The organism is Pseudonocardia sp. Cha107L01, from assembly GCF_052566575.1.
On the sequence record NZ_CP199579.1, the window covers coordinates 2,253,750 to 2,270,951 of the forward strand.

Sequence of the window (17,202 nt, forward strand, 5' to 3'; positions counted from 1 at the left end):
GAAGGGGAGCAGCGTGGCGGACCTGGACCAGTTGATCAAACCGGGTATGCGGATCGCGGTCGGGGACGGCACCGGCACCCCCCGCTCGCTGTACCCCGCGCTCAACCGGGCCGCGCAACGGCACGGTGACCTGCGGCTGCTGCTGGGCTGGACGCCGGTCGCCGAGCCGGGCCTCGACGTGTCGCTGTTCGCCGACGCGCGCACCGTGATGTCCGGCTGGGGGCTGCGCACCGCGGTGGACGCGGGCACCGTCACCCCGATCCCGACCAGGCTGTCCGCCGTGCCCGCCCTGCTCAACGGCCCGCTGCGCCCCGACCTGCTGTTGGCCACCGTGGTCCGCACGGGCGACGGGTTGCGGTTCTCCTCCGAGGTGTCCTTCTTCCGGGCGGCGATCAGTGCCGGGGTTCCGGTGGCCGCCGTCGTGAGCCGCACCGGCCCGCACGCCGACGCCGGCCCGCCACTGCCGGCGGACGCGGTGACGGTGCTCGGTGAGACCGACGACGGCCCGCGCGAGCTCAGCTTCGCCACGCCCAGCCCGGCGCAGGAGCAGATCTGTGCGCACGCCGCCGAGCTGGTCCCGGAGGGGGCACGGTTGCAGGTCGGTCCGGGTCAGCTGGGCGCGGCGATGTTGCGGGCGCTGCGGGTACCGGTGCGCATCGACTCCGGGCTGATGCCGGAGCAGGTCGTCGAGCTGGATGAGCGCGGCCTGCTGCTGGGTGATCCGGTCGCGGCCTACCTGGTCGGCGGGCAGCGGCTGTACCGCTGGGCGCACGGCCGCCCGCTGTTGCACCCGCTGGAGGTCACCCACGATCTCGGCCGGCTGTCGAACGGCCTGCCCTTCGTCGCGTTCAACACGGCGATCGAGCTTGACGTCGCCGGCCAGGTGAACGTGGAGGGCACCGAGTCGGCGATCGTCGGGGGCATCGGCGGGCACTCCGACTACGCGGCGGCCGGCGCCCGCTCGGTGGGCGGTTTGAGCATCGTCGCGGTGAGCAGTTCGCACAAGGGGCGCTCGACGCTGGTCCGCCGGCTGTCCCGGCCGGTGAGCACCCCGTCGCAGGACGTCGACGTGGTCGTCACCGAGCGCGGTTCGGTCGACCTGCGCGGGCTGGGCAGGGCCGAGCGGGGTGCCGCGCTGCTGGACCTGTGGGGCGAGGCGGGCGTCCGGGAGAACTGACCCCGGAGCGGGTCCATAAGACTGGACCGTTCCGTCTTGTAAGCGGGGCTCAGCTGCGGAGATCCGGGTCCGTCAGCGCGGTCATCGCCATTCTGCGCAGCAGCCCGGCGGCGCGTTCCGGGTCGCTGCGGGGCGCGCTGTGCGGCGTCGAGTTGAGCAGCCCGAACACGCCGTGCGCGGCGACCCTGGCGGCCTCGGCGGCCAGTTCGGGACTGAGCCGGCACAGCGCGTCCACCCAGATTTCCACGTAGGCCCGTTGCAGCGCGCGCACCTGTCGGCGGTCGGGGGTGGGCAGGTTGGCCAGGTCCCGGTCCTGCACGGTGATCAGTTCGGGCTCGCGCAGGGAGAAGTCGAGCTGGAAGTCGACCAGTGCGCCGAGCAGCTCGATCGGGTCGGTGATCTGCTCGGCGAGCGCGGCGCCGCCGGCCAGCAGGCGCTCGCTAATCCCCACCAGCATCCGCGCGAGCAGCGCCTCCTTGCTGGGGAAGTGCCGGTAGAGCGCCGGCCCGCTGATGCCCACGGCGGCACCGAGCTCCACAATGCTGACCCCGTGGAAACCGTGCCGGGCGAACAGTTGGGCGGCCTCCCGGAGGATCTGTTCCTTCCGGGAGGTGCTCGGCGACGTCGACCCGGCAACCATCCGGTAAGACTAGCGCTCTAGGTTAATGACCGCTAACGTGGTTAACGAACGCTAACAGTGCTCACCTCAGGGAGTCCACTCACGATGGAAGCGCCCCCGTTGACCAGCGCCGTCGACCCGGCGAGCGCGGCGTTCGAGCGCAACGCCGCGTCGCACGAGAAGCTGGTCACCGAGCTACGCGACCGGCTGGCCACCGCCCGGCTCGGCGGCCCCGAGCGGGCCCGGACCCGGCACACCGACCGGGGCAAGCTGCTGCCGAGGGACCGGGTCGACTCGCTGGTCGACCCGTCCAGCCCGTTCCTGGAGCTCTCCCCGCTGGCCGCGTCCGGCATGTACGGCGCTGACGGCACCGACGCCCCGGGCGCCGGGATCATCACCGGTGTCGGGCGGGTGGCCGGCCGGGAGTGCGTGATCGTGGCGAACGACGCCACCGTCAAGGGCGGCACGTACTACCCGATGACGGTGAAGAAGCACCTGCGCGCGCAGGAGGTGGCGCTGCACAACCACCTGCCGTGCATCTACCTGGTCGACTCCGGCGGCGCGTTCCTGCCCGAGCAGGACGACGTCTTCCCGGACCGTGAGCACTTCGGCCGGATCTTCTACAACCAGGCGACCATGTCCTCCCGCGGGATACCCCAGATCGCCGCGGTCCTGGGCAGCTGCACCGCCGGCGGTGCCTACGTGCCCGCGATGAGCGACCAGGCGGTGATCGTCCGCAACCAGGGCACCATCTTCCTGGGCGGCCCGCCGCTGGTGAAGGCGGCCACCGGCGAGGAGGTCACCGCCGAGGAGCTGGGCGGCGGCGACCTGCACTCGCGTATCTCCGGCGTCACCGACCACCTGGCCGACGACGACGCGCACGCGCTGCAGATCGTCCGGTCCATCGTCTCCACGCTCGGCCCGCGCACCCCGGTGCCCTGGGATCGGACGCCCACGGTGGCGCCGAAGGTCGACGAGAAGCAGCTCTACGGCGCCGTGCCCACCGACTCGCGGACCAGTTACGACGTGCGCGAGGTGATCGCCCGGGTTGTCGACGGCAGCGTGTTCGCGGAGTTCAAGTCGGAGTACGGGCCGACCCTGGTCACCGGGTTCGCGCACATCCACGGCCACCCGGTGGGGATCGTAGCCAACAACGGCGTGCTGTTCTCCGAGTCGGCGATGAAGGGCGCGCACTTCATCGAGCTGTGCGACCAGCGCTCGATCCCGCTGGTGTACCTGCAGAACATCACCGGCTTCATGGTCGGTCGGGAGTACGAGGCAGGCGGCATCGCCAAGCACGGCGCCAAGCTGGTCACCGCGACGGCGTGCGCCCGGGTACCCAAGTTCACCGTGGTGATCGGCGGCTCGTTCGGCGCCGGCAACTACGCGATGTGCGGGCGGGCGTACTCGCCCCGGTTCCTCTGGATGTGGCCGAACGCGCGCATCTCGGTGATGGGTGGGGAGCAGGCCGCCACCGTGCTGGCGATGGTGCGGCGTCCTGGCGACCCGGTACCGGAGGACGAGTTCAAGGCCGGCATCCGGGACCAGTACGAGCGGCAGGGCAACCCGTACTACTCCACCGCCCGGCTGTGGGACGACGGTGTCATCGACCCGGCGGATACCCGCACCGTGCTCGGCCTGGCCCTCGGCGCGGCCGCCAACGCGCCGCTCGAGCCGGTCCGCTACGGCGTCTTCCGGATGTGAGAGGACCAGCATGTTCGACACCGTTCTGATCGCCAACCGGGGCGAGATCGCCGTGCGGGTGATCCGCACGCTGCGCTCGCTCGGGGTGCGCTCGGTCGCCGTGTTCAGCGACGCGGACGCCGGCGCTCGGCACGTCGCGGAGGCCGACGTCGCGGTACACATCGGCCCGACGCCGGCCAACCAGAGCTACCTGAACGTGCGCGCGGTGCTCGATGCCGCCGTGCGCACCCGCGCCCAGGCCGTGCACCCCGGCTACGGCTTCCTGTCCGAGAACGCCGAGTTCGCCCGGGCCTGCGCGGCCGCCGGTCTGGTCTTCATCGGCCCGCCGGTGGCCGCCATCGAGGCGATGGGCGACAAGATCCGGGCCAAGGCGACCGTCTCGGCGGCCGGCGTGCCGGTGGTCCCCGGCGGCGGTGAACCGGGCCTGTCCGACGAGCGGCTGGCGGAGATCGCCCGCGACATCGGCTTCCCGGTGCTGCTCAAACCGTCCGCCGGTGGCGGTGGCAAGGGCATGCGGCTGGTGGAGGCTGACGCCCAGCTGCGGGACGCGATCACCGGTGCCCGCCGCGAGGCGCGGGGCAGCTTCGGCGACGACACGCTGCTCGTGGAGCGGTTCGTCACCGACCCGAGGCACATCGAGATCCAGGTGCTGGCCGATCAGCACGGCACCGTCCTGCACCTGGGCGAGCGGGAGTGCAGCCTGCAGCGCCGGCACCAGAAGATCATCGAGGAGGCGCCGTCGCCGCTGCTCACCCCGGCACAGCGGGCCGCGATGGGCGCCGCCGCCGTGGAGGCCGCCCGGGCGGTCGGCTACACCGGCGCGGGGACTGTCGAGTTCATCGTCGAAGGATCCAACGCGGACAACCACTTCTTCATGGAGATGAACACCCGGCTGCAGGTGGAGCACCCGGTCACCGAGATGGTCACCGGGCTGGACCTGGTCGAGCTGCAGCTGCGGGTGGCGGCCGGCGAGAAGCTGTCGCTGACCCAGGACGACGTCGTGCTGACGGGGCACGCGGTCGAGGCCCGGATCTACGCCGAGGACCCCGCCAAGGGCTTCCTGCCCACCGGCGGCCGCGTGCTCAGCCTGCGGGAGCCGTCCGGGCCGGGCGTGCGGGTGGACTCCGCGCTGCGCCCCGATCTGGAGGTCGGCGGCGCCTACGACCCGATGCTGGCCAAGGTGATCGCGCACGGCCCGGACCGGGAGACCGCGCTGCGCCGCCTGGACGGCGCACTGGTGGACACCTCGATCCTCGGCGTGCCGACCAACGTGGCGTTCCTGCGTGCGCTGCTGCGCCACCCGGCCGTCGCCGCCGGCGACCTGGACACCGGGCTGGTCGAGCGCTCCCTCGACGTGCTGGTCGACGACGTGATCCCGGAACCGGTGTACGCGGTGGCCGCCCTGCAGCGGGTGCTGGCACTGGAGCCACCCGAGAGCGGCACCGAAGCGGTGGTCGACCCGTGGGACATCCCGGGCGGCTGGCGCCTCGGCGAACCGGCATGGAGCACCTGGCGGTTCGAGCTGTCCGGGCACGAGCCGGTGGACGTGCGGGTGCGCGGCCGCGCGGGCGCCGCCGAGGTGGCCGTCGGCGGCGGCGACCCGGTGACCTGCGCGTTGCGGTCGGACAACGGCATCGCCGGGCCCGAGCTGGTGCTGAGCTACCGGGGCGCCACCCAGCGCTACAACACCGCCGGCACCGACGGCCTGCGCTGGCTGGGCCGCCGGGGGCGCAGCTGGGCACTGGCCGAGACCGGCCGGTTGGCGGCCGCCCGGACCAGTGCCGGCGGCGCGGTCGGCGGCGAGCTGCGCAGCCCGATGCCGGGCACGGTGCTGGCCGTCGCGGTGGCCGAGGGCGACACCGTGGTCACCGGCCAGCCGTTGCTGGTCATCGAGGCGATGAAGATGGAACACACCATCGCGGCCCCGACCGACGGCGTGGTCTCCGCGCTGGCGGTCCGCGAAGGCCAGCAGGTCACCGTCGACCAACCCCTGGCCACCGTGAGCCCTGTCCAGTCGAGCGACACCGCACCCGAAGCGGCGGGAGAAAAGTCATGATCGATCACAGGCTGTCCGAGGAGTACTCCGACCTGCGTAAGACGGTCGAGGAATTCGCCCGCGAGCAGGTCGCTCCGGTGATCGGCGAGTTCTACGAGAAGGAGGAGTTCCCGTACGACCTCGTCGCACAGATGGGCCGGATGGGGCTGTTCGGGCTGCCCTTCCCCGAGGAGTACGGCGGCATGGGCGGCGACTACTTCGCGCTGTGCCTGGCGCTGGAGGAGCTGGCCAGGGTCGACTCCTCGGTGGCGATCACCCTCGAGGCCGGGGTCTCCCTGGGCGCGATGCCGATCTACCGGTTCGGCACCGACGAGCAGAAGCAGCGGTGGCTGCCCGCCCTGTGTGCCGGCGAGAAGCTGGCCGGTTTCGGGCTGACCGAACCGGGTGGTGGCTCGGACGCCGGCGCCACCCGCACCACCGCGGTGCTCGACGGGGACGAGTGGGTGATCAACGGCTCCAAGTCGTTCATCACCAACTCCGGCACCGACATCACCTCGGCGGTCACCGTCACCTGTGTGACCGGCGGGCTGACCGGCACCAGTGGCAGCCGCAAGGAGATCTCGGCGATCATCGTGCCGGCCGGCACACCGGGGTTCAGCGTGGCGCCGAAGTACTCCAAGGTCGGCTGGAACGCCTCGGACACCCACGAGCTGTCCTTCGACGACTGCCGGGTGCCGGCGGCGAACCTGCTCGGCGAGCGTGGCAAGGGCTACGCGCAGTTCCTGCGCATCCTGGACGAGGGCCGGATCGCCATCGCGGCGGTGTCGGTCGGGCTGGCCCAGGGCTGCGTCGACGAGAGCCTGCGCTACACCCGCGAGCGGGAGGCGTTCGGGCACACCATCGGCACGTACCAGGCAGTGCAGTTCAAGCTCGCCGACATGGAGACCCGGGTGCACACCGCCCGGCTGGCCTACTACCACGCGGCGAGCAAGATGCTGCGCGGTGAGCCGTTCAAGAAGGAGGCGGCGATCGCCAAGCTGGTCGCCTCCAACGCCGCAATGGACAACTCCCGCGACGGCACCCAGATCTTCGGCGGCTACGGGTTCATGAACGAGTTCCCGGTCGGCCGGTTCTACCGGGACGCCAAGATCCTGGAGATCGGCGAGGGCACCTCCGAGGTGCAGCGCATGCTCATCGCCCGCGAGATCGGCGCCACCGGCTGAGCCGGGCTCGGTTGTCGGGAGAGCCCACGCAGCGCAAAGTTTCTCCCTCGATCCCGATGAGATGTCCGGTCCGCCGGAGTCGTAACGACCAACGGGTATCCGAGTGCAGAAGGAGAAAACCTGTGAGCCTGCCCCAGGTCGTATCGAGGCAAGAGTGGCTGGACGCCCGCAAGGCGCTGTTGACCAGGGAGAAGGAGCTGACCCGCGCCCGGGACGCGCTGAACGTCGACCGCCGCCGGCTGCCGATGGTGCACGTGGAGAAGGAGTACGTGTTCGACGGGCCGGACGGGAAGGCCACCCTGCTGGACCTGTTCGGGGGCCGCCGCCAGCTGATGGTCGTGCACTTCATGTTCAACCCGGAGTGGACCGACGGCTGCCCGAGCTGCTCCGCCTCCGCCGAGGAGCGCTCACCGGGCCTCTACCAGCACCTGGCCACCAGGGAGACCACGCTGGTGCACGTGTCCAGGGCGCCGCTGCACAAGATCGAGGACTACAAGCGCCGCAAGGCCTGGACGTTCCCGTGGTACTCCTCCCACGGCAGCGACTTCAACTACGACTACGGCGTCACGATGGACGATTCGGTGGCCCCGGTCGAGTACAACTACAAGACACTGGACGAGCACCGAAAGGCCGGCACCGACTACTACTTCTCCGGCGAGCAACCCTCCGAGCAACCCGGCCTGAGCTGCTTCCTGCGCGACGGCGACACGGTGTTCCACACCTACTCGCAGTACGGGCGGGGCGGCGAGCAGGTCGGCGGCTCCTACTACTACCTGGACCTCACCGCGCTGGGCCGGCAGGAGGACTGGGAGGAGCCCAAGGGCCGGGCCGACGTGCCCCGGGGCGCCAGCCCGGACTTCGCCGAGTAGCGCGGCGTCCCGGTCAGGGCAGCAGGTCGTCGATGGCGCGGTAGATCCGTTTCTCGGACACCGGGAACCGGGTGCCCAGAGTCTGGGCGAAGAAGCTGACCCGCAGCTCCTCGATCATCCAGCGGATCTCGGTCACCTCGGTCGGTACCGGGCGCTCGGCGTGACCTCTCTCGGCGAGCAGCTCGTCGTAGGCCACCTGGGCCTCGTGCACCCTGGCCATCCAGTCCCGGTCGCGGCCGGGCTCGCGGGGCAGCGTCTCGAGCCGCCGTGACATCGCCCGCAGGTACCGGGTCAGATCCGCCAGCCGACCCGCACCGGTGGCCGCCACGAACCCGGGGTACACCAGCCCGCGCAGCTGGGTACGCACGTCGGCCAGTGACGGCTCGACACCGGGTGCGCGGACGTCGGCCAGGCGGGACTCCACCTCGGTGGCCGCCGCCAGCGCCGTCGCCACGCCCCAGACCACGGTGACCAGCGCGGCGGTCAGCCCGATGCGCAGCGCGTCGACCAGCTTGGCGAACCCGGCCGCCGTCCACGCCGGACCCCCGGCCGCCGTCAGCACGGTGTCCGCCGCCGCGTCCAGACAGTCCGCCAACAGCGCGTCCAGCGAGCCGTGCGGGCCCCGGCTCAACGCCAGGCTGTCGGCGTTGCTCAGCGTCCGGCGCACCTGGCGCACCGGCGAGGGCACGGTGAGCAGCAGCAGCCGCCGGGTGCCCAGCCACATCGCGGCGCGCTGTTCCTCCGGTGAGCCCAGCACACGGACGGCCACACCGGCGGCCCCGTCGTCGACCAGCGCCGGGTAGCCCACGACCTGGTACCCGTCCCGGTCGCGGCGCACCACCTGGGGCAGGTCGCCGAGGGTCCAGGCGGTGAGCCCGGACTGCTCGATGTCCGACCCGGTGGCCGACGACAGGGCCGCCCTGGTCCGCTTCAGCAACCGGGTGCGCAGCTCACCGAGGTCCTTGCCGGTGGCCACCACGGCGCCGTCCGCTGTGCCGTCCTCGGCCACCACCCGGAACGAGATGCGCAGGTGGTCCGGGATCTGGTCCCAGCGCCAGGCGTCCCGGGGCACCGTGACCCCGGCCAGCTCGCGCAGCACCCGGCTGAGCTCGTCGACCAGCGAGCCGCGAGCCGGGTCGACCCTGGCCAGCGCGGCGCGCACGGTGTCCGGCACCGGCACGAAGTTGCGCCGCAGGTCCTTGCGCAGCGACCGGATCAGTGCGGTGACCAGCTCCTCGCGGTGGCCGGGCACCTGCCAGCTGAAGGTGTCCTCGTCGACCTGGTTCAGCATCGCCAGCGGGACGTCCACGCTGACCCCGTCGGCGGGGGTGCCCGGCTCGAACTCGTACTTCAGCGTCAGCCGCTGCGGTTGTTCGGCACCGGGCGTCGAGGTGGACCAGAACGACGGGTAGTCCCGCTCGGACACCCCGCCGGCCTGGTTGGTGAGCTCCTTCAGGGACAGGTCGAGCAGCTCCGGGTTGTCCCGGCGGGCGACCTTCCACCACCGGTCGAAGTGCCGGGCGGAGGCCACGTCGGCCGGGACCCGCTGGTCGTAGAAGTCGAACAGGGTCTGCTCGTCGACCAGGATGTCGCGGCGCCGGGCCCGCTGCTCCCACTCGCCGACCTCGTCCAGCAGCGCGCGGTTGCGGTGGAAGAAGTCGTGCTGGGTGTGCCACTCGCCCTGCACCAGCGCGTGCCGGATGAACAGCTCGCGGCTCAGCTCCGGGTCCACCGAGGTGTACGTGGTCAGCCGGTCCACCACGATCGGCACCCCGTACAGGGTGACCCGCTCGTGCGCCATCACCGCGCCGCGCTTCGCCGACCAGGCCGGTTCGCTGAACGTGCTGCGCACCAGGTGGGTGGCCAGCGGCTCGATCCACTCCGGCTCGATCCGGGCCGCCGTCCGGGCCCACAGCCGGGACGTCTCCACCAGCTCGGCGGCCATCACCCAGCGCGGCGGCCGGCGGAACAGCGCGGACCCGGGGAAGATCGCGAACGAGGCGCCGCGGGCACCGGTGTAGGTGTTCTGGGCGCGCTCCTGGGCACGCCGGCGGTTGCGGTTCTGGCTGGGTTGGTTGTTCAGCGAGGTGGTCTCCACCTGCAACCCGATGTGCGAGAGCAGGCCGGCCAGCATCGACTGGTGCAGCGCTTTCGGGTCGGTCTGCCGGTCCTGCTCGCCGGGGATCGAAGCACCCGCGGTGTCGGCGTCGTTGTGGTTGTCGGTGGCGGCGGTCCGGGTCGGTTCGGTGACCGTGATGTCCAGCTCGCGCAGCACCCGGCGCAGCTGGCCGTGCAGGTCCTGCCACTCCCGGATGCGCAGGAAGTGCAGGAACTCGCTCCGGCACATCCGGCGGAACTGGTTGCCGGTCAGCTCCGCCCGCCGCTGGCCCAGGTAGCGCCACAGATTCAGGTAGCTGACGAAGTCCGAGCGCGGGTCGGCGAACCGGGCATGGCTGGCATCGGCGGCCTGCTGGTTGTCGGCGGGGCGCTCCCGGGGGTCCTGGATGGACAGCGCGGCGACGATCACCAGCACCTCGGCGACGCAGCCGTTGCGGTCGGCCTCCAGCAGCATCCGGGCGAACCGGGGGTCGATCGGCAGCCGGTCCAGCGAGCGGCCGATCTCGGTGATCTTCCCGGCGCCGCTCTGGCCGCTCGCCGGGCTCTGCACCGCGCCCAGCTCGTGCAGCAGGTTGATGCCGTCGGTGACCGCGCGCCGGTCCGGCGGGTCGACGAATGGGAAGTCGGCCACCTCGCCCAGCCCGAGCGAGATCATCCGCAGCATCACCGACGCAAGGTTGGTGCGCAGGATCTCCGGGTCGGTGAACTCCGGGCGCGCGTCGTAGTCGTCCTCTGCGTAGAGCCGGATGCAGATGCCGTCGCTGGTCCGCCCGCAGCGTCCGGCCCGCTGGTTGGCCGACGCCTGGGAGATCTTCTCGATGGGCAGCCGCTGCACCTTGGTGCGGTGGCTGTACCGGGAGATCCGGGCCGTGCCGGTGTCGACCACGTACTTGATGCCGGGCACGGTCAGCGAGGTCTCCGCGACGTTGGTGGCCAGCACGATCCGCCGCGACACACCCCGGCCCGGCCGCCCCCAGACCCGCTGCTGCTCGGCGGTGGACAGCCGGGCGTACAGCGGCAGCAGCTCGGTGTCACGCAGCACGCCCCGCTGGCCGTCGGCCGTGATCGCGCCGGCCAACGCCTCGGTGGCGTCCCGGATGTCCCGCTCACCGGGCAGGAAGACGAGCACGTCACCGGGTCCCTCGACGGCCAGCTCGCGGCAGGCGTCGACGATCGCCTCGGCCTGGTCGCGCTCCTCGGCGTTCTTATCGTCCGGGTCGACCACCGGCCGGTACCGCACCTCGACCGGGTAGGTGCGCCCGGACACCTCGATGATCGGCGCGGGCTTGCCGGGGGTGCCGAAGTGCTCGGCGAAGCGCTCCGGGTCGATGGTGGCCGAGGTGATGATCAGTTTGAGGTCCGGGCGGCGGGGCAGCAGCCGCTTGAGGTAGCCGAGGATGAAGTCGATGTTCAGGCTGCGCTCGTGCGCCTCGTCGATGATCAGCGTGTCGTACTGGCGGAGCATCCGGTCCCGGCCCAGCTCGGCCAGCAGGATGCCGTCGGTCATCAGCTTGACCTGGGTGCGCTCGGAGACCTCGTCGGTGAACCGCACCTTCCAGCCCACCGTCTCGCCCAGCGTGCTGTGCAGCTCCTCGGCGATCCGGGCGGCGACCGTGCGCGCGGCAAGCCGGCGCGGCTGGGTGTGCCCGATCCGACCACCGTTCTTACCCCCGGCGCCACGGCCCAGCTCGAGGCAGATCTTCGGCAACTGGGTGGTCTTGCCCGACCCGGTCTCCCCGGCGACGATCACCACCTGGTTGTTCTTGATCGCCTCGGCGATGTCGTCGCGCCGGGCGGTGATCGGCAGTTCCGGCGGATAGCTGATGTGCATAGGACACCCATGATCCCAGCCTCGGTGCGCTGCCCGCCATTCGCTTTCGTCACGTACTCGCTACCGACGGGTAGGAACGTGTACTAGGTTCTGCACTGTGCGCCAGCTCACCAGCGTCGATGCCCAGTTCCTGGCCCTCGAAAGTCCGCGCCAGACCGGCCACGTCGGCAGTCTGATGATGTTGGACCAGTCCACCGCGCCGGGCGGGGAACTGACTCTGGACAGCTTCCAGAAGGTGATCGAGGCGCGCCTGCCGACCGTGCCGCCGCTGCGCTGGCGCCTCGTCGAGGTGCCGTTCGGGATGGACCACGGCTACTGGCTGGACGACCCGGACTTCGACCTGGACTTCCACGTCCGCGAGCTCGCGCTGCCCGCGCCCGGCACCGACGCGATGCTCGCCGAGCAGGTCGCCCGGATCATCGCGCGGCCGCTGGACCGGGGCCGCCCGCTCTGGGAGATCTACCTGCTGCACGGCGTTCACGGCGACAAGATGGCGGTACTCACCAAGATCCACCACGCCATGATCGACGGCATGTCCGGCGCCGAGATCCTGGGTGCGCTGCTGGACCTGAGCCCGGAGATCCGCCAGGTGGACCCGCCCCCGGCGGAGTTCACCGGCGAGCGCGCGCCGGGTCGTGTGGAGCTGCTCGGCCGAGGGCTGTGGGGGGTGGCCAGCTATCCGGTGCGGTTCGCGCGGGCGCTGCCGGGCACGCTGCCGCACCTGGAGGAGGTGCGTTCGCTGCGCGCGGTGCCCGGGGTGCCGTTGCTCGGCCGGCTCGCCGGGGTGGTGCAGCGCGGCTTCGGCGGCTCGAACGCGCGCGGCTTCGGCGGGCTGGAGGCGCCGCACACCCCGTTCAGCAAGCCGTTGTCCGCGCACCGCCGGTTCGCCTTCGGCAGCCTGCCGCTCGCCGAGGTCAAGGCGGTGAAGAACGCCCACGGTGTGACGGTGAACGACGTGGTCGTCGCGCTCTGCGCGGGTGCGCTGCGGCGTTGGTTGGTGGCCAACGACGCGCTGCCCGACGAGCCGCTGGTGGCGCAGATCCCGATCTCGGTGCGGACGCCCGAGCAGGCCGGCACCTACGGCAACCGGATCATGCTGATGACGGTGCCATTGCTCACGACCATGTCGGACCCGATCGAGCGGCTGCGCGCCACCCACGACGCGCTGGACGAGATGAAGCTGAGCCAACAGGGGATGCCGGCGGCGCTGCTGTCCGACGCCAACCGGTTCATCCCGCCCGCGCTGCTCTCCCGGGCGGCCCGGCTCAGCTTCGCAATGTCCACCCGCTGGGGCGGGCGGCCGCTGTGGAACCTGGTGGTGTCCAACGTGCCGGGCCCGCAGTTCCCGCTCTACCTGGCCGGGGCGAAGGTCACCGCGACCTACCCGGTCTCGGTGATCACCGACGGGATGGGGCTGAACATCACGGTGATGAGCTACTGCGGCTCGCTGGACATCGGCATCGTCGCCGACCGGGACCAGGTGCCCGACGTGGCTTCGCTCATCGAGCAGCTGCGGGCCGAGCTCGCCGTGCTCTCCCGGATAGCCGCCTGACCCGCTACGCCCTACCCACCTCGGCGAGCACCGCGTCGGTGAACACCGGCCACGCCTCGATGGCCCACTTGTCGAAGTCCTTGTCGGTCAGTGCGACACAGGCCAGGCCGGCGACCGGGTCCACCCAGAGGAACGTGCCGGACTGGCCGAAGTGCCCGAAGGTCTCCGGCGAGTTCCGTCGCCCGGTCCAGTGCGGGTCCTTGTGGTCGCGCAGCTCGAAGCCGAGACCCCAGTCGTTCGGGCGCTGCCGGCCGTAGCCGGGCACGACGCCGTCCAGCCCGGGGAACGCAACCTGCCGGGTCGCCTCGGTGAGCGTCTGCGCGGCGATCAGCTTCGGGGCCTGCAGCTCGGCGGCGAACAGGGCCAGGTCCGCGCAGCTGGCGATGCCGCCGGCGCCGGCGGCCCCGGCCAGCCGGGACGAGGTCATGCCCAGCGGGGTGAACACCGCCTCGGCGAGGTAGTCGGCGAACTCGATGCCGCTGGATTTGGCCACCGCGTCCGCGAGCACGGCGAACCCGGTGTTGGAGTAGATCCGCCGGGTGCCGGGGCGGGCCTGCACGGTGTCGCTGTCGAAGGCGAGCCCGGAGGTGTGCGAGATCAGGTGCCGGACGGTGCTGCCGGGCGGGCCGGCCGGCTGGTCCCACTCCAGCGCGCCCTCCTCGACGGCGATGAGTACGGCGTAGGCGCTCAGCAGCTTGGTCACCGAGGCCAGTCGGAACGGGTGGTCCTGGGGCCCGTGGGTGGCCAGCACCGTGCCGTCGGCCTTGATCAGCGCCACCGCGACGTGCTCGGCCGGCCACTCGGACACCAGACGCAGGCTCTCCACAATGTGAACGTACAAGACGCCCAGCCAGTAGCGTGAGGCCCGGGCTTCGGGGCCGGGTGGGCCGGCGTTCAGCGCGACGAGGGGGAGTGGGTCATCCATCCCAAGATCAGTGAGTTGCTCCAGCTGGAGCGGATCGAGGAGAACCTCTTCCGCGGTTGGTGCCACCAGACCGGATGGCAGCGGGCGTTCGGTGGCCAGGTCGCGGCGCAGGCACTGACCGCCGCCGGCGCGACGGTGCCCGAGGAGCGGGGCGTGCACTCGCTGCACGGGTACTTCATCCGCGGCGGCCGCACCGACCGGCCGATCGTGTTCGAGGTCGAGCGGACCCGGGACGGCGGCTCCTTCACCACGCGGCGGGTGGTGGCCATCCAGGACGGCGAGACCATTTTCAGCCTCTCCGCCTCTTTCCAGCGGGCCGAGGAGAGCAGCGAGCACCAGGCGCGCATGCCGGAGGTCACCGCACCGGAGGACGGCGACATCGAGCTGTTCGAGCCGCTGCCGATCCGGCAGTCGGCGATCGAGGCGCGCTACATCGGCGACCCGACGAAGGGTCTGCCCGACGTGGGCCGAGGCCCCCGGCAGCAGCTGTGGGTGCGGGCGAAGGACCGGCTCCCCGACGAGCCGCTCGCGCACGTGTGCGCGCTCACCTACATCTCCGACATCCGGTTGGCCGGCACGGCCGGGCTGCCGCACCAGGCCGAACCCGGTGAGCCGCAGCTGGCCTCGCTCGATCACGCCGTGTGGTTCCACCGGCCGTTCCGGGCCGACGAGTGGCTGCTGTTCGACATGGAGAGCCCGAGCTACGCCTCCCACCGCGGGCTGGCGCACGGCGAGTTCTTCACCGTGGACGGCCGGCTGGTCGCCTCGGTGACGCAGGAGGTGCTGATCCGGCGGCGGTGACCGGCGGTGGTGATCCGCGGCAGTGATCCGGGGCGGTGACCTGCCAGGCCGGCCCGCCTACGATGGGCCGATCGGAGACCAGGCTGACGGGGATGTGCGGATCGGCACGTCGGGGTGGGTGTACCCGCCGTGGCGCGGTGAGTTCTACCCGAAGGGCCTGGCGCACCGCCGCGAGCTGGAGTACCTGTCCGGCCAGCTGCGCAGCGTCGAGCTGAACGGGTCGTTCTACTCGCTGCAGCGCCCGACCAGCTACCAGTCGTGGTTCGCGCAGACCCCGGACGACTTCGTCTTCTCGGTCAAGGGGCCCCGCTTCATCACGCACATGAAGAAGCTGCGCGACGCCGACACCCTGCTGGCCAACTTCTTCGCCTCCGGAGTGCTCGCGCTGGGTGCCAAGCTCGGACCCGTGCTGTGGCAGCTGCCGCCGACCATGCGCTACGACCCGGCGGTGCTGGTCGAGTTCTTCGCCGCGCTGCCCCGCGACACCGAGACCGCCGCCGCGCTCGCCGCCAAGCACGACGAGCGCCTCGACGGCCGGGCCTGGACCAGCACCGACGCCCGCCGACCGGTGCGCTACGCGCTGGAGGTGCGGCACCCGAGCTTCCAGGTCGACGCGTTCCCCGAGCTGCTCGCCGAGCACGACATCGCCTGCGTGGTCGCCGACTCCGCCGGCACCTGGCCGTACTTCGAGCAGACCACGGCGAGCGACCTGGTGTACCTGCGGCTGCACGGCGACGCCGAGCTGTACACCAGCGGGTACACCGCCGAGGCGCTGCAGCGGTGGGCGGACAAGATCCGCGGCTGGCGACGGGGCCACGAGGTGTACGTCTACTTCGACAACGACGTGAAGGTGCGCGCACCGGCCGATGCGATGGCGCTGGCCGACCTACTGGGCGTCGGCCGTCAGCGGTCAGGAACGGGGTAGCGCCAGCGCCGCCCGGACCGAGGGGTGCGCCATCAGTCGCCACCGCCCGATCAGCATGGTGACCGCGGCAGCCACCATCGCGGCGGCGGCCACCAGCCAGGCCAGCGGGTAGGAGTGCGCGGCGAGCACGCCGAACAGCAGCGGGCCGAGGCAGCCGCCGACGTACACCCCGGACTGGGTGATCGAGGTCGCCGCCGCCGGGGCTCGCGGGTTCAGCTGCACCACCGCGAAGTTGAGCACCCCCGGCCAGGACCAGCCGAGCCCGAAGCCGACCACGGTACCGATCACCAGCGGCCACATCCCGGGCAGCGCGAGCAGCGCCAGGCCGCCGGCGCCGACGGTCAGCGTGGCCGCCACCACCAGCAGGTGGTTGGTGCCGCCGCGACGGTCGGCCAGCCAGCCGCCGCCGATCCGGGCAGCGGCGCCCACCACGCTGCCGACGGTCAACACGGTGCCGGCGGTCGCGGCGCCGATCTGCTGGGCCACCGCGGAGTCGACCAGGAAGATGCCCAGCGCGCTGGCCGAACCCGCCGAGAGCATCGCGCCGAACGCCACGACGACCAGCGCGACGGTGGCCCGCTCGGTGCTGGGGTCGGCGCCGCCGCGGGGCCGGGGCGTCGGGCGCGGGCCGTTCGGCGCGAGCGGCAGCACCAGCAACGCCAACACGGCGACCACGACGAACGCCCAGCGCCAACCGACGGTCAGCGCGACGGTCGGCACCGCGGCGCCGGCGAGCAGCGTGGCGATCGGGATGGCGGACTGCTTGACCCCGAACGAGAGCCCCTGGCGGTGCCGGGGGACCAGGCGGGCCAGCGAGAGGTTCGACGACAGCTGGCCGAGCGAGTTCGCCGCCGCCCCGATCATCATGATGATCACCAGGCTGAGGTACGAGTTCGCCAACAGTGCCACGGCCAGCATGGACACCGAGGAGAGCAGGACGCCCGCCCGACTGGTCAACCGGTCGCCGTAGCGCTCCACCAGCCATCCGGCCGGCAGCGAGCACACCGCGCCGGCGCCGAAGTACACGGCCACCACCACGCCCAGCCCCGCCGGGGAGAACCGCAGCTCGCCGCTGATCTGCACGGCCAGGCCGCCGATCAAAAACACCGGGATCACCGAGGCGGTCGTGGTCGCCACCGCACCGACCGCGGCACGCACCGCGGCGCGCGAGCTCAGCTGCCGGGAGTCGCCGATGACCACGGCCTCAGCCTGCGACGGGGCAGCCACCCCCCGCAAGACGTGTGGGTGAGGTGTGAGAAATCAGTCGTCGGAGATGGAGATGGCCGCCTTGGGACACATGTCCACCGCCTCCTGGATGTCGCCCCGCCGCACCTCCGGCGGGTTCTCGTCGAGGATGTAGAGGAAGTTGTCGTCCCGAACCTCGAAGATGTCCGGCGCGATACCCATGCACACCGCGTTGCTCTCACAGCGGTCGAAGTCCACCACGATCTTCATGGGGAAC

Annotated in this window: 13 protein-coding genes; 8 read left to right on the top strand and 5 right to left on the bottom strand. The window is 71.7% G+C overall.

The window, feature by feature from the left end; genetic code table 11:
• The first annotated feature begins 13 nt into the window (after positions 1-13).
• Positions 14-1,177: an acetyl-CoA hydrolase/transferase C-terminal domain-containing protein gene (locus ACTXG6_RS10775; protein WP_445187629.1), complete on the top strand. Its 1,164-nt coding sequence runs from the start codon at positions 14-16 to the stop codon at positions 1,175-1,177.
• A 49-nt stretch (positions 1,178-1,226) separates the two neighbouring features.
• Here ACTXG6_RS10775 and ACTXG6_RS10780 read toward each other — a convergent pair whose 3' ends face one another.
• Entirely contained in the window at positions 1,227-1,817 is a 591-nt protein-coding gene (locus tag ACTXG6_RS10780) for an SACE_7040 family transcriptional regulator (protein WP_445187630.1), read from the bottom strand.
• Between the two features lie 84 nt (positions 1,818-1,901).
• Here ACTXG6_RS10780 and ACTXG6_RS10785 point away from each other — a divergent pair, with 84 nt between their 5' ends.
• The 4 genes from ACTXG6_RS10785 to ACTXG6_RS10800 all read left to right on the top strand — a co-directional run bounded on the left by ACTXG6_RS10785 (position 1,902) and on the right by ACTXG6_RS10800 (position 7,588).
• Positions 1,902-3,500 carry a carboxyl transferase domain-containing protein gene (locus ACTXG6_RS10785; protein WP_445187631.1) on the top strand — a complete coding sequence of 533 codons (1,599 nt, stop codon included), beginning with the start codon at positions 1,902-1,904 and terminating at the stop codon, positions 3,498-3,500.
• Between the two features lie 10 nt (positions 3,501-3,510).
• Positions 3,511-5,556 (top strand): acetyl/propionyl/methylcrotonyl-CoA carboxylase subunit alpha, encoded by a 2,046-nt coding sequence (locus tag ACTXG6_RS10790; protein ID WP_445187632.1) that lies wholly within the window; start codon positions 3,511-3,513, stop codon positions 5,554-5,556.
• The gene (locus tag ACTXG6_RS10795) at positions 5,553-6,719 is read left to right on the top strand and encodes an acyl-CoA dehydrogenase family protein (RefSeq protein WP_445187633.1); all 1,167 of its coding nucleotides are present in this window, start codon (positions 5,553-5,555) and stop codon (positions 6,717-6,719) included. Before ACTXG6_RS10790 ends, ACTXG6_RS10795 begins: the two co-directional genes overlap by 4 nt.
• 122 nt (positions 6,720-6,841) lie before the next feature.
• Entirely contained in the window at positions 6,842-7,588 is a 747-nt protein-coding gene (locus ACTXG6_RS10800; RefSeq protein ID WP_445187634.1) for a DUF899 domain-containing protein, read from the top strand.
• Positions 7,589-7,601: 13 nt separating this feature from the next.
• On the opposite strand, the gene hrpA is transcribed toward ACTXG6_RS10800, so the two are convergent.
• On the bottom strand, positions 7,602-11,537 hold the full coding sequence (hrpA, locus tag ACTXG6_RS10805) for an ATP-dependent RNA helicase HrpA (RefSeq protein WP_445187635.1): 3,936 nt from the start codon (positions 11,535-11,537) through the stop codon (positions 7,602-7,604).
• 97 nt (positions 11,538-11,634) lie between these two features.
• Between hrpA and ACTXG6_RS10810 the strand changes: the two genes are divergently transcribed.
• Positions 11,635-13,089: a WS/DGAT/MGAT family O-acyltransferase gene (locus tag ACTXG6_RS10810; RefSeq protein WP_445187636.1), complete on the top strand. Its 1,455-nt coding sequence runs from the start codon at positions 11,635-11,637 to the stop codon at positions 13,087-13,089.
• A 4-nt stretch (positions 13,090-13,093) separates the two neighbouring features.
• On the opposite strand, the gene ACTXG6_RS10815 is transcribed toward ACTXG6_RS10810, so the two are convergent.
• Positions 13,094-13,915, bottom strand: a complete 822-nt coding sequence (locus ACTXG6_RS10815) for a serine hydrolase domain-containing protein (RefSeq protein WP_445189970.1) — start codon at positions 13,913-13,915, stop codon at positions 13,094-13,096.
• Positions 13,916-14,029: 114 nt separating this feature from the next.
• Between ACTXG6_RS10815 and ACTXG6_RS10820 the strand changes: the two genes are divergently transcribed.
• Positions 14,030-14,815, top strand: a complete 786-nt coding sequence (locus ACTXG6_RS10820; RefSeq protein ID WP_445187637.1) for an acyl-CoA thioesterase — start codon at positions 14,030-14,032, stop codon at positions 14,813-14,815.
• A gap of 100 nt (positions 14,816-14,915) precedes the next feature.
• A complete protein-coding gene (locus ACTXG6_RS10825) occupies positions 14,916-15,740 on the top strand; it encodes a DUF72 domain-containing protein (protein ID WP_445189971.1) in 825 nt (274 codons plus the stop codon).
• On the opposite strand, the gene ACTXG6_RS10830 is transcribed toward ACTXG6_RS10825, so the two are convergent.
• Together ACTXG6_RS10830 and ACTXG6_RS10835 are read right to left on the bottom strand one after the other, a co-directional pair.
• Entirely contained in the window at positions 15,726-16,940 is a 1,215-nt protein-coding gene (locus ACTXG6_RS10830) for an MFS transporter (RefSeq protein WP_445187638.1), read from the bottom strand. The two genes, ACTXG6_RS10825 and ACTXG6_RS10830, sit on opposite strands and share 15 nt — an antisense overlap.
• Before the next feature lie 60 nt (positions 16,941-17,000).
• Positions 17,001-17,195, bottom strand: a complete 195-nt coding sequence (locus ACTXG6_RS10835) for a ferredoxin (RefSeq protein WP_445187639.1) — start codon at positions 17,193-17,195, stop codon at positions 17,001-17,003.
• Positions 17,196-17,202 lie beyond the last annotated feature (7 nt).